Consider the following 19,531-nt stretch of genomic DNA (forward strand, 5'->3'; position numbering starts at 1 on the left):
GTCCCCAGTCCCCAGTCCCCAGTCCCCAGTCCCCAGTCCCCAGTCCCCAGTCCCTTGCTATATTTGTGGATATTCAGGTGGCTAGCAAAAAATGAGGGTATTGCTAACTTGTTAAGTTGCCAATACCCTCACGTAGATAAACTAAGTTTTTGTAGTAGCCTATAAGTCTAAGTTACTGCCTGAGCAACTACTGCCGAAAGTGACTCATTTGCTGCTTGCTTCAACAATTCGGCTTTATCGGTCTGTTCCCAAGGCAAGTCTAAATCAGCCCGCCCAAAATGACCGTAAGCCGCGACGTCCTGATAAAAACGTCCGCCTCGTTCACTTGGTAAGTTCCGTAAGTTGAAGGTATGGATAATCCCTGCTGGACGGAGTTCAAAGTGCTTGTTGATTAATTCCAGTAAGGTTTCTTCATCCACTTTGCCAGTACCAAAAGTATCCACTAGAATGCTTGTAGGTCGTGCTACACCTATAGCATAAGATAGCTGGATTTCAACTTTTTCTGCTAACCCAGCAGCGACAATATTTTTCGCTACATAACGAGCCGCATAAGCAGCAGAACGGTCTACCTTCGTGGGGTCTTTGCCAGAAAAAGCGCCACCACCATGTCGTGAATAGCCACCGTAGGTATCAACGATTATTTTTCGTCCTGTCAGACCAGAGTCTCCTTGAGGGCCACCAACGACAAATTTGCCAGTGGGGTTGACTAAAAAACGTGTTTCCTGATTGGGTTTAACGTCAATGTCGCCAAAAACAGGTTCAACCACTGCTGACCAGAGGTCTTGTTTAATTTTGGCTTGTACCGCTGCCTCATCCGTAATTTCCCCAATACTAGCTGTATGCTGAGTGGAAATTAGAATCGTATCAATACCTACTGGGCGTCCATCTTCGTAGACCACAGTTACTTGGGTTTTACCATCAGGACGCAGGTATGACAGTTCACCTGTTTTACGGACTGCTGCCAATCGGCGAGCAATGCGGTGGGCGAGACTGATGGGTAAAGGTGTCAGTTCTGGTGTTTCGTTGCTGGCAAAACCGAACATTATACCTTGATCGCCCGCACCAATTTTATCGAATTGTTCATCACTATCTTGTTCGCGGGTTTCTTGGGCGGTGTTAACGCCTTGGGCAATATCGGGTGATTGTTCGTCTAAAGCCAGCAGAACGCTGGTACTGTTAGCAGAAAAACCATTGTCAGCATTGGTATAACCAATTTCAGCAATTTTTTTTCGGGCGAGATTGACGAAATTTACATTAGCTTTGGTGGTTATTTCACCAGTGATTAGCACCAAACCAGTATTAACTACGACTTCAGCGGCGACACGACTGCTCGGATCTTGTGTCAATAGGGCATCCAGAATAGTATCAGAAATCTGATCGCAGATTTTATCTGGATGACCTTCGGTGACTGACTCAGAGGTAAATAAATATCGACGAGACAAAAGAAATTCCTCCATCAAGAGTTTTTTCGTTGACTAAATGTGAGTATTTAGTTCAACTACTAATTTCTGAAATCATAACAATATTTATACTTCAGTCGTTAGTATCTTCTTGATATTGATAAAAACCAGTAACTATAAGGTAAATATCCGTAAGTAAGATAAATGTATGCTAATTATTTTGTAGCTAAAATGTATTTAATAACACAAAAAAAGGAGCACCCGAAAGCGCCCCATAAGCTTTGACACAAACACTGCTGCTTTAAACCTGAATCGCTAACTTTGCTTCTGTAGCTGTCAACCGCTCATAAGCAGCACGCATCTTCAAACCTGTAAGCACTTGGAAGAAACCAGTTCCATTATTGGAACCTGGATACTCGCGGTGCTGGAGTAACAAGTGAGTCAATTCACCCTGATATTTTGTGGATGTATTGCTGAGATGGGTTTCGATATAAATGACTTCTTCCAAATTGTCAAATTGACCATCCACCTCTAGTACTGAGACATAGCGACCGTAGTAAACATCTGAACCGTAGTACAGTTGCATACCAGGATAAGAACAGGTCAGCTTGCGTCCACAGGGAGTCCAATTGATTGTTGATCCTTCATCAAATAAGTAAGTTGGATCGAAGCCTTCCTTACCTTCCCGCTGGAGCATACGTACCCGTAAGACTCTACGTTCGGTGTCGTTTTTGATCAAGTTTGTGGGCAATACCTGAAGAACCACATCAGCAAATTCTCTTTGTGGTTCGATAAATTTATCAAAGTCAGGTTTGCGGGAATTAATTTGTGCTAACACATCTTCGTAGCGATGACCGCGTTCAGCCATATCTCGCTGGATTTTCCAGGCAATTTTGACCTCATCGCTAATGTCAAAATAAACACTGAAGTCGATTAGCGATCGCACCCGCTCATCATATAAAGGATGCAGCCCTTCAACAACTATAATATGATTCGGCTCTATCCGCTCTGGCGGATCGATCAAGCCGGTTTCGTGGTTGTAAATCGGCTTATCAATCGCTTGACCACTTTTGAGCGCTTTAATTTGCTCATACATCAGGTCAAAATTGTTTGCTCTGGGGTCTAGTGCCGTTATCCCCGTTTCTTTACGCTGTTTGCGATCTAGGGAATGATAGTCATCCAAGCAGATAACTGTCATTAACTCTTCACCAAACAAATCGATCAAACGACGCAAAAACGTAGATTTACCGCAACCAGAGTCTCCGGCTACTCCAATCAGTACCACGCGTTCCGGCTTACTTGTCATAAATCTCCTCTAAAATACTAAAGTTGTGTCAATAATTTTTCACACAGCAGATTCTGAAGCCAGGAGTTTACCCCTTTGGTTTATCCTGCGTTCTTGCTACCTAGCACATCTATAAGACACCAAGCAAGTAGACAACAAAGTAATTAAGTTGCTACTCGTCGGACTAGCCTGAATGTTGGTGCCGGTAAGTATTTAATCCTAGTGATATATTTGATTTTAACAGAAGGGGGTATCCCATACAAGATTGCTGTCAAGAAGAATTAACGTGGTTCCTCAATCATTTTTTTGTTAATTTAGTTGTTAATTTAAAAATGGGGATCGTTACTGCCCATCAGTGTTGCACCTTTATCTATCTGCTACTTGTGACTCTATAGAATCAAGCGTATAAGGTATAATTTATTATTGCAGCAAAATTGCTGCAAATTTTCTAATCTTCCTAAATTGTAATTTCTGCTCGACAATACTTAATATATTCAAAGCAAAAATCTATCCAACGAATGAGGAAATAACTTGCATTACCCAAATTATTGGCTGTAAATTTATGAATATGCTCGTATAGAAGCGTTGACGTTATGGCAAAGTACTGATGCAAGGTTGACAGATTTTTCACATCAAGTGAAACTAATTACAGTTGCTGAAATTATGATTGTCTATCTCGTGATATTTGTGGCTGGAGTTGTCCTAGTTATGTAATTGTCCATAGATAGGTAATGAAGATAGCTAATAACATTCCAGAAGAGTAGTAGATTTGGAGAAGTAAAACCAATTGGAAGAAAACCTTCTTTTCTTGACATTCTCCGATTTAAACCCCTGGAGTAAGCAAGCACAAGGGAAGCTTGTGGAGGATAACTTCGAGCGGTAGCTTCCACCGATTGAAGTAACTCTCCGAGAATATCTACTATTGTGAGTCGATCGTAGGGTACTAAGGTAAAAAGCTATCTCCCTGATGGGGGTGGTAGTTAACGAAAAAAAGATTAAATTGATTCATTATTAACATTCTCCACAAGACTTATCCTTTACCTTAGAAGGTAAACAGGTGTGTTTTTGCTATGCCTGCATGTCTTTGGTGAGTGTACTTAGCAAGGCATTAATTTAATGATGCCGTTTTTCCTTCAGGGCCAGTTTTGTGAAACGAAAATCCGGTAAACTAAAGCTGGCAAGGTAGGGGAATAGTTTTTTTTTGAAAAACGGTTAAGTAAATTATCGGAGTGGTAGAACGAATGTACAATCAAGGTGCTGTTGAGGGTGCTGCCAACACAGAATTAGGTAGCCGCATCTTCCTTTATGAAGTAGTGGGTTTGCGTCAGAGTGAAGAAACCGATCAAACTAACTACCCAATTCGGAAAAGTGGCAGTGTGTTCATCAGAGTGCCTTACAACCGCATGAATCAAGAAATGCGACGTATCACTCGTCTAGGCGGCACAATTGTTAGCATCCAACCTGTAACTGCTCTAGAGCCAGTTAATGGTAAAGCCTCACTTGGGAATGCTAATAGCGTTGTCAGCGAGTTAGCGACATCTGGGGAAAATGCTGACAGTGAAGGGAATGGTAAAGCCACACCTGTAAATGCTGGTAGTGAAGCCAAAGGCTTCGCTAAATCATCAGCTGAAGAACAGATCAAGAACAAGGACAAGAAAGGCAACACCATGACTCAAGCGAAAGCCAAAAAAGACCACGGTGACGTTCCTGTTAACACTTACCGTCCCAATGCTCCGTTTATTGGCAAAGTAATATCTAATGAACCGCTAGTCAAAGAAGATGGTATTGGTATTGTTCAACACCTTAAATTTGACATTTCCGCCGGGGATTTGAAGTATATAGAAGGTCAAAGTATTGGGATTATTCCACCAGGATTAGACAAGAACGGTAAACCAGAAAAACTTAGACTCTATTCCATCGCCTCAACTCGTCATGGCGATGATGTGGATGATAAGACAGTATCACTGTGCGTCCGCCAATTAGAATATAAGCACCCGGAAACTAGCGAAACAGTCTACGGTGTTTGCTCCACACACCTGTGTTTCCTCAAGCCAGGGGAAGAGGTAAAAATTACAGGGCCCGTGGGTAAGGAAATGTTGTTACCCGACGATCCTGATGCTAATGTCATCATGATGGCAACCGGAACAGGTATTGCCCCCATGCGAGCTTATCTGTGGCGTCAGTTTAAAGATGCGGAAAGAGCAGCTAACCCAGAATACCAATTTAAAGGATTCTCTTGGCTAATATTTGGTGTGCCGACAACTCCAAACCTTTTATATAAGGAAGAACTGGAAGAAATTGAACAAAAATATCCTGATAACTTCCGCCTCACTCCTGCCATTAGCCGCGAACAAAAAAATCCTCAAGGCGGTAGAATGTACATCCAAGACCGCGTAGCAGAACATGCTGATGAATTGTGGCAGTTGATTAAAAACGAAAAAACCCACACCTACATCTGCGGTTTGCGAGGTATGGAAGAAGGTATTGATGCAGCCTTAACTACTGCTGCTGCTAAGGAAGGCGTAACCTGGAGTGATTACCAGAAGCAACTTAAGAAAGCTCATCGCTGGCACGTAGAAACATACTAAATTAGTCATTAGTCATTTGTCATTTGTCATTAGCAAAAGACGAAGGACAAATGACAAAGGAAGCAGGATAATCAGTAGGTAGGGCAAACGCTCTACCTACAATTGTTATTGGTTAAATTGGGTGCAAAATGGGTGTGAAACTAGGAATACTGGGATTAGGCACCGTGGGAACGGGAACAGTGCAGTTGTTGCAAGATAGTGCTGGGCGTCACCCATTGTTGCAAGAGATAGAAATTTATCGGGTGGGAGTCCGATCGCTAGATAAACCCCGTGCAGTAGAATTGTCTACGGAAGTAATAACAACAGATTTAGAATCTATTGTCAACGATCCGGCGGTAGATATAGTTGTCGAGGTGATGGGTGGATTGGAACCGGCGCGATCGCTCATTCTCAAAGCTTTAAGTAATGGTAAGCATGTAGTCACAGCCAATAAAGCAGCGATCGCCCGCTTCGGAGCAGAAATTTTCACAACTGCCAATCAAGCAGGCGTATACGTGATGTTAGAAGCCGCCGTGGGTGGTGGTATTCCAGTGATTCAACCTTTAAAGCAATCTTTAAGTGTTAACCGAATTCATACTGTAACAGGCATCGTTAACGGTACAACAAACTACATCCTGACGCGGATGCAAACAGAAGGCAGCAACTTTAATGATGTCTTAGCTGATGCTCAACGTTTGGGTTATGCTGAGGCTGATCCCACTGCTGATGTGGATGGCTTAGACGCAGCTGATAAAATTGCCATCCTGGCATCATTAGGCTTTAGTGGACGCATCAACTTACAAGATGTTTATACTGAGGGGATTCGGCAAGTAAGTAAAACAGATATTGCCTACGCCGAAAAATTGGGATTTGTGATTAAATTGTTAGCGATCGCTAAACGTGATACTCCCTCATCTTCCCTCTCTGTCAGAGTTCATCCTACCTTAGTGCCTCAAGCCCACCCTTTGGCTAGCATCAACGGCGTTTACAATGCCATTCTTGTCGAAGGAGAACCCATCGGGCAAGTAATGTTTTTTGGCCCCGGTGCTGGTGCTGGTGCAACTGCTAGTGCTGTCACGTCAGATATTTTGAATTTAGTTGCTGTCCTCAAAACTAATACAGCAGTTACAAATCCATTATTAACTTGTGGGCATCAAGAATACTGCCAAATTGCGCCGATGGCAGAATTGATAACTCGATTTTACGCCCGTTTCCTCACCAATGACCAACCCGGAGTTATCGGTAAATTGGGTACTTGCTTTGGCAATTATGGCGTTAGCTTAGAGTCAGTTGTCCAAACTGGCTTTCAAGGGGAACTAGCAGAGATTGTGGTTGTCACCCATGATGTGCCAGAAGGCAATTTTAGGCAAGCTTTGGCAGAAATTCGGGAGATGTCAGCGATTGAAAGCATTCCTAGCTTACTGCGCGTACTTTGAGATTAGTCGGGAGTTAATACTGTTCGGTTAAGGCAAGAGACGCGATAAATCGCCGTCTGTACAATAATCAGTCTTTCGTCTTGATGGCGATTTATTGCATCTTTGCGATCTAGAATTTTCATCAAAAAACCTTAACCGAACCGTATTGAGTCGGGAGTAAGGCTCGTCAAGTCGGCCCCAAGAAAAACAGTTGAAATTTGGATAGTATCGTTGTTCATTCTGATACTTCTGACGGTCGAGATTTTCTTAGTCATTAGTATCTGTATATTCAACTATTATACTTATTCCTTTATTTTTGGCAGATATTATAAAAATAATAGAAAAATTAGCAGAAAAAGATAATACTTTAGGTACTTTACTAACTGTGGGAGGAATAATATTTTTTATTGTTGGTAACTTGTTTCAATTCATAGCAAGTTTTAAATAAATTAAAGCAAAGTAGAGACGGTAGAGCAATTAAAACCTCCTACAAAATAGAATAGGCAACCTTTTTGGGGAAAGGTTGCTTATTGCTTGTGATATACGCTAATCTGAGAAAAACAATTTAAATTACGAGTCTCTGGTTAGTCAAACTATCTGGAGACATTTTTTATTTCAGCAAATAACCCAAATAGCCAGCTAAAAATAACTTGGAATATTCCAGTAGCACTGTTTGGGCTTGTGCATCTACTACGCTACGCATAGCTAGAACCACAAAAACCACAGCAAACATAGTAAACAGAATTGTTTCCTTATTCATGATTGAAATTATTAACTACGAAGCGAGATTAACATGAATAAATTAGGAGATATTAATAAGCGTATTTGCGTTACAAACTTTAACAATCCGCCAAATAGTATCTGTAACTCGTTTTTATGACTATTTACCAGTAAACTATTAAAGTTCAAAAACTAGACCAAAATACTACTGCTATCGCATTTCGTATTCTTTTTTAAATGCAATAGTAAGCGTCAAAAAACTTAAACCATAAATACACTTAACTAGTACCGTACCCCTACCAAGGGATTTTATATCCTTCACAACCAGCTAGATATTTTCCTGTTAAAGGTGAATGAAAACAGCTTAGACTAGCCTTTATTAATTAGGAGTCCCGTTTCCTTTAGATTCCATAGCAAGCATAAAAAGTTGGATAAAAATATACTCAAGTATATAAAGTATGTAATTTTTTACACACTAAATTACATACCTCTAGATATAGGTGATAGCACTCTAACGCAGAGACAGCACCACTATGAAACCAACTTGATGCACAAAATTTTAAAAAAGTCAAGTTTAGTATAAATTATATTAAAAATTTTCTAGCAAGTTCTTAGGAATTATCAGAGACAGGTTTTATCAATTTATAAGCAAAAATCATACTAACGAGTCTGACATATAATTTTTCTGTATTCCAGCTATCCGTTGCAATTATGTCTCATAGGGTAAATTGGGTTTATCCACTGAGATAAAATTGAGAGAAAATTTGGATAGCTGGAAGTGGGTGACGAGGGATTTGAACCCGCAACCAATAGATTAAGAGTCACCGTCTCATTACAATCGCAATGCAAAAACCCAGCAAACTAGCTGCTGGTTAACTCAGAATTAGAAATTATAAATTCATCATTCTGGTGGCAGGGGGCGATCGCTTTTATTCATCGCTAAGTCGAAAGCTCTTTGGTGATGCTCGGCGTTGATCCAGGCGTGATAGAGGTTACTGTGAACTGACAGACTGTGCCCCATCTGCTGCGCTGCAAGGGTTATATCAATTCCATACTCTAATGTGCGAATAGCCCAAGCATGGCGAAGATCGTAAACTCTAAATGGTAAACCATCATTTCGCCTAAATCTTTGAGTAACGGTTCTGCCAATTGCAGAATTATTTCGGTTTAAGTTGATCTCTGGGATTTTGACATTAGGCAAGCCAAATGAGTCAAACCACTTTGGATGGAAGGGCCAGATTTTTCTGTAGCCAGTCTTGCCGGCGAGGACGGTAATAATTTTATTACCTGCTCGTAGCTGCTCTAAATCTAAGAAAAATACTTCATGATTTCTCAATCCGTAAGTGGCAAGCATTCCAAATATCCACTGCCATTTCGCATCGGCTAAATTTGAATGGCATTCAAAAATTAATTTATCTGTTGGCAGACTACGAATCTGCCTATTTCTATAGCTATAGCTTCCTGAATAAGAATTAGGATTAAAATCAAGGTCAGCAAATTTAGCTAACAATTGCAATGTCAGACAAAATCGTTTGCGGGTTCTAGTATCTGGTGTGGTTGTTAAAATGGCTTGCTTTAGTACTTCAGTATTAAGTATTTCGTGTTGAGGCAAGGTTTTAAAAACTGTCTGATATTCAACCTTCCATGTACTTTCTGTTTTAAAGTTACGTTGCCTTCTTTCAAAATAATCTTTTTCAAATTCTTGAATTAATTCACCGATGGTTTTCACTTTACTATTCTGTGGTTCTGATTTTAAATAATCGTTCCAATCAAAGGTTTTAGTATCGAGTCTCAGCCTGAGAAGCTTACCTTCTTTCTCAGCAAGCTTTACTCCGTCCAGGTTGGCAACGGTAATATTTATTTTTTGTTGATGCCAGCCGTTTTTTAATGCCAAAGGTTTTGGGGGAAGCGTTGCACGCAAATAAAGCCTGACACCAATTTGTTCAATTTTGATGCCGTAAATACGGAGCCTTCCGTTAGCCTCCTTAAGAGCGTGTTCAATATTTTTCATGAAATTCCCATTAAAAATCCATCCCAAAATGAAGTAGGTTTTCATCTACTTCTCATTGGGATAAAATCACAAGCTTTCAGTTAGTGGTTTCGTCCGACAGTAAAGGCTTAGAAGAGTGGATCAGACATTGACTTAATTACTTCTAGCGTTGCCTTACAATCTCCTAATGCAGAATGATCGCCTCCTGGCAATTTCTGCCATTTGTAATTCCCGTGATAATCATTCCACTCACCAACGTATTGAGAGTAATAGTGCATTGCACAATGAATCGATCCGCCATTGACGAAAATTCTACAGTTCCTACGGTCGCTAGTTGGAAAGGCAATTTGAATGCCTCTAGCTTTCAGAGAATTCCTGATTACTTTTAAATCGAATTCTGCATTGTAAATGATTACATCTCTATCCTTCAGCAACTTCCACACATCCAAAAATACTTGCTCAAATGGAAGTGCTTGTACTACATCATCATTGTGGATGCCGTGTATTTCAGATGCGGCTTCACTAATTGCAATAGTTGGTTTTGCAAGGGTTTGATATTCTTCTCCCGAACTACTAAGAATGCCTATTTGAACTATTTCAGCATTGTTACTCAACCCTGTGGTTTCAGTGTCCAAAATACACCATTTATCGTTTTTGAGTATTGTTCTACTCCACTCTATGGACTTTTCTGTGTCGCTCATTTCGCTAGTCATAAATCACAATCTGGTAGATGTATCTGTGAAATGCGATCGCGTTCTTGAGAAACGCGATCGCAATTTCAATTTGTCCCTTGTATCCATTCCTCAATCAACGCCCTGGCTGAGTAATAATTTCCAGGTAAACCGGGAACGTTCTTGGCGCACCAGTCAACGGAGCGACCAGCATCGAGGGCGGATTTTACCGCCTCCTGGGGGTCGGAAATGGCGCCCTTTTCCGGCGTGGTTTTGGGCTGAAACCCTTGATTTTGCGTGGTTTTTTGCGGTTTTTGCGATTTGGCTTGCAACTGGCTTTGTAACTGGTCAACAACCGAGTAGCTACTATCCATGAGAGCAACTGCAACGGCTTTGCTACCCGGTTTCCAGTTCGACAAGTCGGGGACTCTGGCAGGAAGTCGGTCAATCATGCAGCACCGAAACCCTTGTGAAACCAATTCATTGAGTACCGCAGAGTAATAAAGAAACTCATCACTGTCTTTTCGGTACTGGTTTCTTAGCCCTTTACAGTAGTCCAGGGCGAAATCACCAAAGCGCACTGAGGTAAAGCATTCCTCTAAATCGCTTTCCCCTTCTAGCCCCCAAGTGGCAACATTTTCGCCTTGGGCCAGAGCTATCAAGCGTATCTTGGCATCTCTGGCCACAATAATAATGTCCTTCATCACCTCCTTGGCACTAGAAACATTTTTGTTGATCAGCTTCCACTCGTCGCAGGCGAAATTGATTTGGTTATGGGTAACGCCCTCCTCCATCTCTGCATAACGCCTGTGCATGAGTGAATGAACATCCTTGAGCTTGGCTTCACATTCTTGGTAGTTGAACGGGTAGCCATAAATGTCGTGATTCTGCCAGTCTGTAGGCTTTTTCTTGGGCGTGATCACGAACTGTTCACCACCCAGTAAATCCATTAGCCACTCGGTAAAACGGGTTTTACCAACGCCAGTTTTACCGATGACACGCAGGTGCGGGAACTTGTCCGGCTCGTTGCGGAACTGAGAAAAATCAAAGAACTGAATTTCGTTTGTGGTGGCTAGCGCTGGTACGTCTATTGTTTGCGCTTGTAGCTCTTGTCTCATGATCGCGATCGGAACACCAGCATAGGGTAGATGGTCAACCACAAAGGCGATTTTATCCATTGGTTTATGAGCTAATTTCACACACCACAGCAGAAACTCAAGGATTTTCTCAGCTAGCAACAGGCAAAACTGAACTAGAGAAACAACTAGTTTCACTGCTACCCACCCCAAGAACCTTAGCCATGTCCTTGCTGAGGGAATATCAAAGTGGTTCATTTGCGGTAAATGACTCCGTTCTTGAATCCTTCAAACTCAGATTGACACTTTGTTAGCTGTGCCTCCGTGTCGGGCATAGGGTACTTGAAAGCAACCCACACCCCAACACTAATAGCAGCCAAAATCAAAAATAAAGGCGTGCTATCCTTCATTAGCCAATACCGTATCTTTGAAGGTTGGCTACAGCATGGTCAAAAGGGTTTTTGACTTCTCTGAATGTTTCTACTTGCACAGGACTTGTACTAATATCGTTGGCTAGTAGTTGTTCTTGAATTAGCTCCGAAGCTTCCTCTACATCAAGGGGGTCAGGTGACTTGATTAGGGTAGTACCTCCGCCATCTTTATCCCAGTACTGAATTTTGTACGTTATCATTTCAACTCCCTAGCAGCATCAAGGACAATTTGCTGTTGCTCAGGTGTCAAATTGACATCCCCGTTACACTCAATCACCTCCATGTGTGTTCCGGCACGGTAAAGGGCATCATTTCTGATTTGTTCGTTTGTCGCTCCCTCTGCTTGCTTGATATAGCGCTGAACGTATGATTTGTTGATGTCTTCTGTCATAATTTGGGTACGTGTTGTTTTCTTTGTAAAACAGCTTTTTTGCTTAGGCGATCGCAATCCTGGTAGATGGGCGGTCGCCTTTAAAAATCTGTTTTGTTGGCACTGGTTGAGTTGAAATTGGTCACAACCCAGACCTGTAAAGAGTTGCGGATTGATGGCTTAATCTCAATCGGTTGGCGAGTATCTAAGCAGATGGCACGCCCATCGTTAAGCTTGACGTGCAAGTTTTTGCCAGACTTGGAGCGAGAGAATAGCTGACCGGCTTCAAGTAATGCCCAGGTAATAGGTGCTTTGCCCACGACATACTCAGCATGATGGCTGTCATACCCCTCTGAGAGTGGGTCAATACTTAAATCTTTCCACTCCTTCTTCTTCCCTTTACGGCTGGTGTAGTTAGTCGTTAGTCGCCCATTAAGGGGCTTATCTGTCGTCTGTTGTTCGGTCATAGTGCGTTAATAGTCGCTCGTTGTTTACCATTTAGTTATTTGCTAAAGCCTTGCTCAGTCAGGGTTTCAGTGTTTTTGTGGTAAAATCTCCTTGTTAAATACTACGCATTTGGCGATCGCAAACCGTTGGGACGGTATCCGGTCGCCTTTTTACTTGGACTGCCACCCCGCGACGCTACGGCTTATGGGTGAATGCAGTTGTCAGTCATCAGTCATTGGGCATCAGATACAGGGTGTTTCCGCGCAAGGTCAAGGCGCGGGTGCTTTCTCCGGTTGCAACGCAAAGGGTTAGGCGTTGGGGAGCGGAATGCACTTGCATAAATGCATTATTCTTTTATAATATGCACATGCGCATGTGCAAGTCAAGAATGCATTTGCGCATGTGCAATAATTAAGGAGTTGAGAATGGAAAAAATAAATGGTAAAAACCGGTCGTCCCAACCCTCGAAAAAACGCCAGAACAGTCAGCTTGAAGTTAGAAATGGAAGCCTGGGAACTTTTCCAGGAGGTAGCTCAGAATATGGGTTTAACCAGATCCCAGTTGGTAGAGAAGATAGCGACAAACCAAATATCTTTGTCAGCGGACAATGGTCAACTCATGGAATCCCTGGGAAAATAGTTGGCCAGCTTATTGAAGAGAATGAGAAACAGCTGGCTTATCACGAACAACAAGCTGAGTTAATAAGAGGCAGAATTAAACAGCTAAAAGAGATTCCCGAAACTCTTCAAGACATTAACCATAAAGAATAATAAAGCCGTTTACCTATTTGGGTAGACGGCTTTATTCGTGGCGCTATCGCCTTACTTCAAATCGGAGTGCGATCGCCACGAAGACTTGATTGACTAGAAATCTTGATTGCCAACTATGAAAGTGATTCTAAAAATCAGCACCGGAATAGCCGAAACAAAGGAATTAACTGGCGTTCTAGAATTTCCTAACTTCATTCTGAGCAAAGGACATCTTTACAAGCTGGTAGAGCGGAACCTCTCAGAGGCAACTTACCAGTGGGAGGAATGTTTCCTAATGCCAAATGACCAATGACCGACCAAAAAACCGAAGGGCAAAGACTCGAAGACCTCATGACCAAGATAGATACCGAAATGCAGCGCCTGGGCTGGACGGTAGAACAAGGTCGAGAACATTTGCAGAAATATTACGGAGTGCGATCGCGCCTCCTGTTGACTGAGGACGAATTAGATAACTTTCTATTGTTTTTACAGCTTTCCGATGTTGAATCCTCACCAAAAACCACTTCCTAAACCCAAAGACCTAACCCAGGAGCGACTAGACAGACTAGAGCGTACAGTGGATTTCCTCCGTAGGCATCTGCTCTCCACTCTAGAACTAACTTATGCACTGGCCGCAGAGCTAGCCGAAACTAAGGGGCGAGAACAGTCCAAAGACCCAATCTGTACCAAGCTGCTAGCTGAATTCAACACCCTTAGCACCCTAAAGACAACCCAACGTGACTTCAATCAGAGGAGGTAGTTCTTAAACAGCAACTAGGCAACTTCTTACACGCAAAAAAAAACTCACCAACTCAGATGTTGATGAATTCAGTACCAAAAAATCAATAAAAAATGAACAAATACTTAAAAAGCTTAGGCGATAGGATAGCCTTTACTTTCTGCTATTCTACCACATTAAATAATTCAAATTCAGCGAATCGGGGGGCAGGAAAATGGTAGCTGTTCCCTATTCTTACACTGAAGAATTAGACTTTAGCTTTAATGACAGTAAGCTTCCACCACAAAATATTGAAGCCGAAGAAGCTGTACTGGGAGGCATCTTATTAGACCCATCAGCAATCTATCGGGTTAAAGACAGGTTACAACCAGAACACTTCTACATTGGGGCACACAAAGATATTTACAAAGCGTGTTTAAGGCTTTGCAAGAAAGGTGAACCAACAGACTTATTAAGTGTTACTAGCTGGTTGTCTGACCATGAATTACTAGCAGAAATTGGTGGGCGAAACAAACTAGCGACTCTTGTTAACAGAACAGTTTGCGCGGTAAATATCGACTACGACGCAGGGAAGATAATCGAAGAATCCAAACTCCGCGAACTGATTAGAGAAAGTTATAGAACTATCAAGCTAGCTTATGATAAAACACAAGACTTAACAGATAAATTGTCAACAGTTGCCAACAGAATAAAAGCAGTAACTGATACACCAATTGCACCAACTAAAGAGGAATATCTGAGATGGAAGCATGACCAACTACTAGAAGAAGTGACGAATATTTATACAACAGTAGTTGAGCCATCATTTAGATTCTTTAGACTGGAAGAACTCGCTAAAGAGTATTCACGCAGTACAAATTCTCTTGAACATCTCTACCTCAAAAGTCTCACTGCTGAGTGTACTAAACTACTAACTTATGAGGAATTAAAAGAGTTAGCAGGCTCTACAGTTCGTGAGTGGTTAGTTAATGGCTTAGTGCCTAAAAGTACCACTATTTTGCTAGCAGCCGATGGCGGAATTGGTAAAACCAAATTCGCCTATGGAATTGCAAAAACTATGATTCAGGGTACTCAATTCGGAAAATTTATTGCCACAGGACAGAGACGAAAAATTCTTTACTACCAGGGAGATGAAAGCCCAGGTGACATGATGCAGGCCTTAGAATCTCTTGGATATTCCGAATCCGACATTGGTAAATATGTCAGAGTCAGGTTTGGGTGGAGTGCTGAGAACATGCCAGCGCTGCTCCAGGACTTAAAAGAATTCCAGCCCGACTTTGTGGTACTTGACTCACTTTCAACCGCCAACAAATACTCTGTTTACCAAGAGTCGCAAATGGAGTATGCCCGTCCCATTTTGCAAATGACCGGACTTGCAACCCAGTACAAAACCACCTTTTTGATAATTCACCACACTAACCGGGAAGGTGGTGTACGCGGAACGACCGCAATTAGAAACGCCGTTAGCGAAGTGTGGTTACTGACCAAAGACAATAGCCAGACCGCCACACCTTATGACCGTCTCCTAGAAATTAACAAATCGCGATCGCGCTCCAGTGGAAAAAAATATCGATTGATGTTCAACCCCGAAGACCTGCAATTTACCTTCCTGGGTGAAGAATCCGAGCAGGGATTTAACGGCACGGAGCAATCAGCCAAAGATGCACTACTGGAATTCTTCAGCAACAACCGAAACACCCGCTTTACTACCAAAGAGCTAGCGCACAGGCTGGGATATTCAGATGGGCATCTTCGCAACTGCTTAGGTGGGCTGGCGGCGGATGGGCTAATCTCGGCTGAACCGCAAAACGGTCGAGCTACAAATTACTTCTTAGTACTGGAGTCAGTGACGATCACCCCCGATCACCCCTGCGAAACGCCTCAAAGCATTGCCAGAACTCAGCTAGAGGCGGTTGAGACTGGAAGTATCGCAGAATACCCGATCACCCCACGATCACCCCCGACGATCACCCCAGTGATTCATACACTGCAATGGATACAGCCGAAGGTGATCGTCTAAGTACAGAAAAATCACTAGAAAAAAAATCTGAGTTAGAAAAAAATAATGGGCATTTTTCGCGATCGCCCGATCACCATCAGCCAGAAACCTTGCCAGCTAATAATCTTAGGGGTGATCGTGGGGGTGATCGTGGGGGTGATCGTGGGGTGATCGTCATTGAGGACGATCACCCCACCTCTTCGCCGTCAGCGACAAAACCAGAGTTGCCCCTTATTGAAGAGAAGGGAATCTACTGGAGCGCATCGTTTAAGCGAGAGGTAACAGTATTCCTGATCTTTGATGAGATGTCTGAGGCTAGTTGCCAGATTCCAGGGCGGGGTAGGTGGAGCTTGCAATTTACTGATTTACAATATTGCGACAAATCCCCCAGACACGACTTCAAGGTGGGAGACAGGGTAGTAATTCTCGTTGGCAAGCTCCATGAAACCTTCGCCACGATTACTGACATTAGATCCGATGGTATCTGGCTAAAATCTGACGATCGCAAAAAACGGCTAACAAAACCTTATTGGCCTCACCAACTGGTAAAAGCCTGACATTATAATCTGGCACAGTGCGATCGACAAGTATTGCAAAACCATAAAAAAGCTTATGCCAGCAGTTACTGACATAAGCCCCCATTTGTAATTCGTAGTGTAGCTGAACGTGTGCTGTATTTGGTTTATTCCCCGTTATCATCGCCATCATCGTCACCATCCTCGGTAGAGATGACCATATTCACACAGTCAGACCCAGCCTCAAAACCGATGATGGTAAACGTTTCACCATAGGCATCTGTCAAGCAGATATGTGCATCACCCGGAAAGTCTTGTAATTCTTGAATCAGTTCTTCTACAGTCAGTTCTTTGGTTGTAGTAGTCATATTTTTTCTCCTTTAAACAGCGATCGCACCGATCAGAGGAGAGTGCGATCGCAAAAATCCAATGCAGTGAAATTAGGTGTTATCAACCTAGTCCAGCTTACCTGCCTGAGTAAACTTTGTCAGATGGTTAGCGTTATAGGGTTGCGATCGCGTTTTTCATGTCGTCTTCGCTAACCTCGATATACGCCGAAAGCACCTTTAAATCGGAGTGACCAGTAATTTTTTTAATCATCGCCAAGTTGATACCCTTGTTCGCTAGATTGGTAATGAAGCTCCTGCGGGTGCTGTGAGTGCTGATTCCTTTAGCTGATAATCCAGCTTTATCAACCGCAGCCCGTAAAATCGCATCTGCCCACCTCAAGGTGATGGGTTTGTCTCCATCACGAGCAGGAAACAACCACAGAGAACTTGATTCTGGCTTGTATGCAAGCAATATCTCTCTAAGAACTGGATGCACTGGTACTTGTCGGTTTTTGCGTTTAGCTGGATCTTGTGAAGAGCGTTTACTGTTGGGTTTAGCTTTGCGCGTTCTGGCTCGAAAATTGATATACTCACGTGGGCTGCCATCCTCGCTGTAAACATCGGTTACTCGCAGCTGTACCAAAGCACCCCAGCGCTCACCCGTGTACCAAGCCAAATCAAAAAGTAATTTGTATTTGCGACTCCTGATTTTGGTGCGAATTTTCGAGCAATCCGCATTTGAGATAACAGCAGCTTGACCTTCTCTATCATTTTTCATTTCGACCTTCTCTTATTAACTGTTCTGGTTTAACCACTCCCAATGGCTAAACCGGAACATTTCTGTTTCTAGCTAACAGCTAAATCTGGCTTAATACTATTCACAGCAAGGGTTTTGCGTCCTCAGCAATTGTGCTGCTTTTACATAAAAGTGGAACATTTACATAAATTTGGCTAACGCATAAAACGGATTTATTCACCTCATCAAAAATCCGTTATATGACACAAATCACAGATTTGAGTTTTCAGCAATTAGAAACAGCATCGGGGTTAACTGATTTGTTCGTCGTAGATCCTACTTATGGGCTGATGCTGAGATTGTCGGCTATCACTCCCACCGCAGTGAATGCGAAATCTGCTACCGGAGTAGTCCAAGCTTTGTATCAACTCAGAGAGTGCGCAGCTAGGGCACAAGTAACAGTAAATGCTAATCAAGCCATTGGTCAGAGATTAGCGGCGTTCCCGCAAGCTTCCACTGGTACAGCGGTAAATGGCTTTGTACTTTCTTCCGGGCAAATTATCACTAAGACACCATTAGCAACATCTGGGATTGTAGGAGCGAATAACTAATGGCTAATCCTGGCATCTTTAGGAATGTAAATATTCTAAAAGAACTGAATGCTGGCACGGGAACTGACATGATAGAACTCTATCAACCCGGTAGGCTTAATAGCTTGGATGTGGTGAGTAATGCCAAGTATTCAGGGTTTATTACTTCACTGCGTTTGACAGTTGATGTCACCAGTATCGATGAACTAGAAGTAGTTGAGAATGATACCCTCGCTGACGATGCAACAATAGCCGCTAATGCCAAAACTACTTTTAATAATAACCCTAAAAAGTGCTTAAGTTTTTTCATTGGTAATAGTGACACGCCACCAATAAAAGTAGTAGATATTTACATTTTTAATCAGCGACCTTTTTATTATATTTCACTGCTACCCTACTTCACTAGTGCTACAACTTTTGATGTAGCTCCTGATAGTGTTATTGCAGTTCAGCAAACTGAGGCAGGTTATGGCTTGTTGCAAGATGATGACCGGATTTTAATATTGGGAACTGTAATCGAAGAATCACCAGCTTACGACCAATCAGTATTGACAGTTGAATAAAATAATGGAAATTTCAAAACTTAAAACTCTCACTACACCCAATCTAAATGACGTATTGCCAATACTTGATATCAATGGTGGTGTGAGTGGTAAACCTATCCTCAGAAAAGCAAGTCTGGGTAGCCTGTTAGCACTAGCAGAAAGTGATAATAGTTCAGAATTTCAAGTACCTAGTGTTATCAAAACTACTGCTGAAAGTGGTGATTATTTTATTGGTATTGACTCAACAGGAACACCATATAAAATTAGCAAAGCTGACTTATTAGCAGGATTGTCTAGTGGGGGAAGTAGCAGTGGTAGTGGAGCCACCACAACAGATCCATATTTTAGTGATGTTGTTTTCTTGTCTCACTTTAATGATTTAGTTGATATCAAAGGAAAGACAATCACTGCTGGAGGAAATGCACAGATAAGCACTGCAATTAAAAAATACGGCACAGGAAGTGCAATTTTTGATGGTAGTGGAGACTATCTTAGTATTCAGTCATCCAATGATTTAAACTTTAGCACTGGGCAAGATTTTACTATTGAATTCTTTGTCAATCTGTCGTCTTTAACATCAGCGTTTAAGGTATTGTTAGCACGTTCTGTAGTGAATAGTGATAGTACTTTCAATCTTGACATAAATTCAACGAATATCAGGCTAACTGGTTGGTATTCTGTTTATATTAACCAACCGCATAACATAGTTACTAATACTTGGTACTATATCGCAGTCACAAGAGAAGGTAATGTTTTAAAGTTATACAAGGATGCTACTTTATTAGGGTCGTATACCGGAAATACAAACTTTCCCAATATAAATAATTTTACTTTTGGAGGCGACCCCTTGTCGGGCCCTGGTGCAACTATATTAGGCAATATTGATGAGGCAAGAATAACGAAACGTGCAAGGGTAATATCTTCTGTTCCTAGCGCTGCATTCCCTGATAGCTAAAT

General features: G+C 42.1%; 23 protein-coding genes. 12 read left to right on the forward strand and 11 right to left on the reverse strand.

The genetic code is table 11. The features are described from left to right. Nucleotides 1-167: 167 nt before the first annotated feature. Both metK and RM049_RS13635 read right to left on the reverse strand, forming a co-directional pair. Nucleotides 168-1,442: a methionine adenosyltransferase gene (gene metK / locus RM049_RS13630; RefSeq protein WP_322682594.1), complete on the reverse strand. Its 1,275-nt coding sequence runs from the start codon at nt 1,440-1,442 to the stop codon at nt 168-170. Nucleotides 1,443-1,701: 259 nt separating this feature from the next. Further along, nucleotides 1,702-2,706 (reverse strand): phosphoribulokinase, encoded by a 1,005-nt coding sequence (locus RM049_RS13635; protein ID WP_322675356.1) that lies wholly within the window; start codon nt 2,704-2,706, stop codon nt 1,702-1,704. 1,220 nt (nt 2,707-3,926) lie between these two features. Between RM049_RS13635 and petH the strand changes: the two genes are divergently transcribed. Both petH and RM049_RS13645 read left to right on the forward strand, forming a co-directional pair. Continuing rightward, complete coding sequence (gene petH, locus RM049_RS13640) at nt 3,927-5,273, forward strand: ferredoxin--NADP reductase (protein WP_322704621.1); 1,347 nt, start codon at nt 3,927-3,929, stop codon at nt 5,271-5,273. 128 nt (nt 5,274-5,401) lie between these two features. Beyond that, nucleotides 5,402-6,688, forward strand: a complete 1,287-nt coding sequence (locus RM049_RS13645) for a homoserine dehydrogenase (protein ID WP_322704531.1) — start codon at nt 5,402-5,404, stop codon at nt 6,686-6,688. 589 nt (nt 6,689-7,277) lie between these two features. Here the strand turns inward: RM049_RS13645 and RM049_RS13650 are convergent. The 7 genes from RM049_RS13650 to RM049_RS13680 all read right to left on the reverse strand — a co-directional run bounded on the left by RM049_RS13650 (nt 7,278) and on the right by RM049_RS13680 (nt 12,392). Continuing rightward, entirely contained in the window at nt 7,278-7,427 is a 150-nt protein-coding gene (locus RM049_RS13650; RefSeq protein ID WP_322704532.1) for a hypothetical protein, read from the reverse strand. 861 nt (nt 7,428-8,288) lie between these two features. Continuing rightward, nucleotides 8,289-9,443: a site-specific integrase gene (locus tag RM049_RS13655; RefSeq protein WP_322704533.1), complete on the reverse strand. Its 1,155-nt coding sequence runs from the start codon at nt 9,441-9,443 to the stop codon at nt 8,289-8,291. 62 nt (nt 9,444-9,505) lie between these two features. Continuing rightward, nucleotides 9,506-10,090 carry a 3'-5' exonuclease gene (locus RM049_RS13660; protein WP_322704534.1) on the reverse strand — a complete coding sequence of 195 codons (585 nt, stop codon included), beginning with the start codon at nt 10,088-10,090 and terminating at the stop codon, nt 9,506-9,508. A 65-nt stretch (nt 10,091-10,155) separates the two neighbouring features. Further along, complete coding sequence (locus tag RM049_RS13665) at nt 10,156-11,322, reverse strand: hypothetical protein (RefSeq protein WP_322704535.1); 1,167 nt, start codon at nt 11,320-11,322, stop codon at nt 10,156-10,158. A 211-nt stretch (nt 11,323-11,533) separates the two neighbouring features. Further along, nucleotides 11,534-11,755: a hypothetical protein gene (locus RM049_RS13670; RefSeq protein WP_322704536.1), complete on the reverse strand. Its 222-nt coding sequence runs from the start codon at nt 11,753-11,755 to the stop codon at nt 11,534-11,536. Further along, nucleotides 11,752-11,946: a hypothetical protein gene (locus RM049_RS13675; protein ID WP_322704537.1), complete on the reverse strand. Its 195-nt coding sequence runs from the start codon at nt 11,944-11,946 to the stop codon at nt 11,752-11,754. The genes RM049_RS13670 and RM049_RS13675 overlap by 4 nt, the downstream gene beginning before the upstream one ends. An 80-nt stretch (nt 11,947-12,026) precedes the next feature. Further along, on the reverse strand, nt 12,027-12,392 hold the full coding sequence (locus RM049_RS13680) for a hypothetical protein (protein WP_322704538.1): 366 nt from the start codon (nt 12,390-12,392) through the stop codon (nt 12,027-12,029). A gap of 91 nt (nt 12,393-12,483) precedes the next feature. On the opposite strand from RM049_RS13680, the gene RM049_RS13685 reads away from it, so the two are divergent. The 7 genes from RM049_RS13685 (at nt 12,484) to RM049_RS13715 (ending at nt 16,416) form a co-directional block, all read left to right on the forward strand. After that, nucleotides 12,484-12,684, forward strand: a complete 201-nt coding sequence (locus tag RM049_RS13685) for a hypothetical protein (RefSeq protein WP_322704539.1) — start codon at nt 12,484-12,486, stop codon at nt 12,682-12,684. A gap of 113 nt (nt 12,685-12,797) precedes the next feature. Next, the gene (locus tag RM049_RS13690; RefSeq protein WP_322704540.1) at nt 12,798-13,142 is read left to right on the forward strand and encodes a hypothetical protein; all 345 of its coding nucleotides are present in this window, start codon (nt 12,798-12,800) and stop codon (nt 13,140-13,142) included. Between the two features lie 115 nt (nt 13,143-13,257). Beyond that, nucleotides 13,258-13,434, forward strand: coding sequence for a hypothetical protein (locus RM049_RS13695; protein ID WP_322704541.1), 177 nt, complete (start codon nt 13,258-13,260; stop codon nt 13,432-13,434). Beyond that, the gene (locus RM049_RS13700) at nt 13,431-13,652 is read left to right on the forward strand and encodes a hypothetical protein (protein ID WP_322704542.1); all 222 of its coding nucleotides are present in this window, start codon (nt 13,431-13,433) and stop codon (nt 13,650-13,652) included. Before RM049_RS13695 ends, RM049_RS13700 begins: the two co-directional genes overlap by 4 nt. After that, a complete protein-coding gene (locus RM049_RS13705) occupies nt 13,621-13,881 on the forward strand; it encodes a hypothetical protein (protein ID WP_322703732.1) in 261 nt (86 codons plus the stop codon). The genes RM049_RS13700 and RM049_RS13705 overlap by 32 nt, the downstream gene beginning before the upstream one ends. A gap of 193 nt (nt 13,882-14,074) precedes the next feature. Beyond that, complete coding sequence (locus RM049_RS13710; protein ID WP_322704543.1) at nt 14,075-15,880, forward strand: DnaB-like helicase N-terminal domain-containing protein; 1,806 nt, start codon at nt 14,075-14,077, stop codon at nt 15,878-15,880. Continuing rightward, on the forward strand, nt 15,853-16,416 hold the full coding sequence (locus tag RM049_RS13715) for a hypothetical protein (RefSeq protein WP_322704544.1): 564 nt from the start codon (nt 15,853-15,855) through the stop codon (nt 16,414-16,416). The genes RM049_RS13710 and RM049_RS13715 overlap by 28 nt, the downstream gene beginning before the upstream one ends. Nucleotides 16,417-16,541: 125 nt before the next feature. Here RM049_RS13715 and RM049_RS13720 read toward each other — a convergent pair whose 3' ends face one another. Then, complete coding sequence (locus RM049_RS13720; protein WP_322704545.1) at nt 16,542-16,742, reverse strand: hypothetical protein; 201 nt, start codon at nt 16,740-16,742, stop codon at nt 16,542-16,544. 133 nt (nt 16,743-16,875) lie between these two features. Further along, complete coding sequence (locus RM049_RS13725; RefSeq protein WP_322704546.1) at nt 16,876-17,481, reverse strand: site-specific integrase; 606 nt, start codon at nt 17,479-17,481, stop codon at nt 16,876-16,878. Nucleotides 17,482-17,699: 218 nt separating this feature from the next. Here RM049_RS13725 and RM049_RS13730 point away from each other — a divergent pair, with 218 nt between their 5' ends. From RM049_RS13730 to RM049_RS13740, 3 genes are read left to right on the forward strand one after another with little or no spacing between them, the layout of a single operon-like run. Next, entirely contained in the window at nt 17,700-18,050 is a 351-nt protein-coding gene (locus RM049_RS13730) for a hypothetical protein (protein ID WP_322704547.1), read from the forward strand. Next, a complete protein-coding gene (locus RM049_RS13735; RefSeq protein WP_322704548.1) occupies nt 18,050-18,592 on the forward strand; it encodes a hypothetical protein in 543 nt (180 codons plus the stop codon). Before RM049_RS13730 ends, RM049_RS13735 begins: the two co-directional genes overlap by 1 nt. Nucleotides 18,593-18,596: 4 nt before the next feature. Further along, complete coding sequence (locus RM049_RS13740; protein ID WP_322704549.1) at nt 18,597-19,529, forward strand: LamG domain-containing protein; 933 nt, start codon at nt 18,597-18,599, stop codon at nt 19,527-19,529. Nucleotides 19,530-19,531 lie beyond the last annotated feature (2 nt).

The organism is Nostoc sp. DedQUE04, from assembly GCF_034530995.1.
Lineage (GTDB): Bacteria > Cyanobacteriota > Cyanobacteriia > Cyanobacteriales > Nostocaceae > Nostoc.

Coding starts and splice junctions, on each gene's coding strand:
- RM049_RS13705 (WP_322703732.1), top strand. CDS start 13,621: ATGTTGAATCCTCACCAAAAACCACTTCCTAAACCCAAAGACCTAACC.
- RM049_RS13670 (WP_322704536.1), bottom strand. CDS start 11,755: ATGATAACGTACAAAATTCAGTACTGGGATAAAGATGGCGGAGGTACT.
- RM049_RS13700 (WP_322704542.1), top strand. CDS start 13,431: ATGACCGACCAAAAAACCGAAGGGCAAAGACTCGAAGACCTCATGACC.
- RM049_RS13710 (WP_322704543.1), top strand. CDS start 14,075: ATGGTAGCTGTTCCCTATTCTTACACTGAAGAATTAGACTTTAGCTTT.
- RM049_RS13730 (WP_322704547.1), top strand. CDS start 17,700: ATGACACAAATCACAGATTTGAGTTTTCAGCAATTAGAAACAGCATCG.
- RM049_RS13740 (WP_322704549.1), top strand. CDS start 18,597: ATGGAAATTTCAAAACTTAAAACTCTCACTACACCCAATCTAAATGAC.
- RM049_RS13655 (WP_322704533.1), bottom strand. CDS start 9,443: ATGAAAACCTACTTCATTTTGGGATGGATTTTTAATGGGAATTTCATG.
- RM049_RS13735 (WP_322704548.1), top strand. CDS start 18,050: ATGGCTAATCCTGGCATCTTTAGGAATGTAAATATTCTAAAAGAACTG.
- RM049_RS13725 (WP_322704546.1), bottom strand. CDS start 17,481: ATGAAAAATGATAGAGAAGGTCAAGCTGCTGTTATCTCAAATGCGGAT.
- RM049_RS13675 (WP_322704537.1), bottom strand. CDS start 11,946: ATGACAGAAGACATCAACAAATCATACGTTCAGCGCTATATCAAGCAA.
- RM049_RS13650 (WP_322704532.1), bottom strand. CDS start 7,427: ATGAATAAGGAAACAATTCTGTTTACTATGTTTGCTGTGGTTTTTGTG.
- RM049_RS13645 (WP_322704531.1), top strand. CDS start 5,402: ATGGGTGTGAAACTAGGAATACTGGGATTAGGCACCGTGGGAACGGGA.
- RM049_RS13660 (WP_322704534.1), bottom strand. CDS start 10,090: ATGACTAGCGAAATGAGCGACACAGAAAAGTCCATAGAGTGGAGTAGA.
- RM049_RS13720 (WP_322704545.1), bottom strand. CDS start 16,742: ATGACTACTACAACCAAAGAACTGACTGTAGAAGAACTGATTCAAGAA.
- RM049_RS13690 (WP_322704540.1), top strand. CDS start 12,798: ATGGAAAAAATAAATGGTAAAAACCGGTCGTCCCAACCCTCGAAAAAA.
- RM049_RS13695 (WP_322704541.1), top strand. CDS start 13,258: ATGAAAGTGATTCTAAAAATCAGCACCGGAATAGCCGAAACAAAGGAA.
- petH (WP_322704621.1), top strand. CDS start 3,927: ATGTACAATCAAGGTGCTGTTGAGGGTGCTGCCAACACAGAATTAGGT.
- RM049_RS13715 (WP_322704544.1), top strand. CDS start 15,853: ATGGATACAGCCGAAGGTGATCGTCTAAGTACAGAAAAATCACTAGAA.
- RM049_RS13635 (WP_322675356.1), bottom strand. CDS start 2,706: ATGACAAGTAAGCCGGAACGCGTGGTACTGATTGGAGTAGCCGGAGAC.
- RM049_RS13680 (WP_322704538.1), bottom strand. CDS start 12,392: ATGACCGAACAACAGACGACAGATAAGCCCCTTAATGGGCGACTAACG.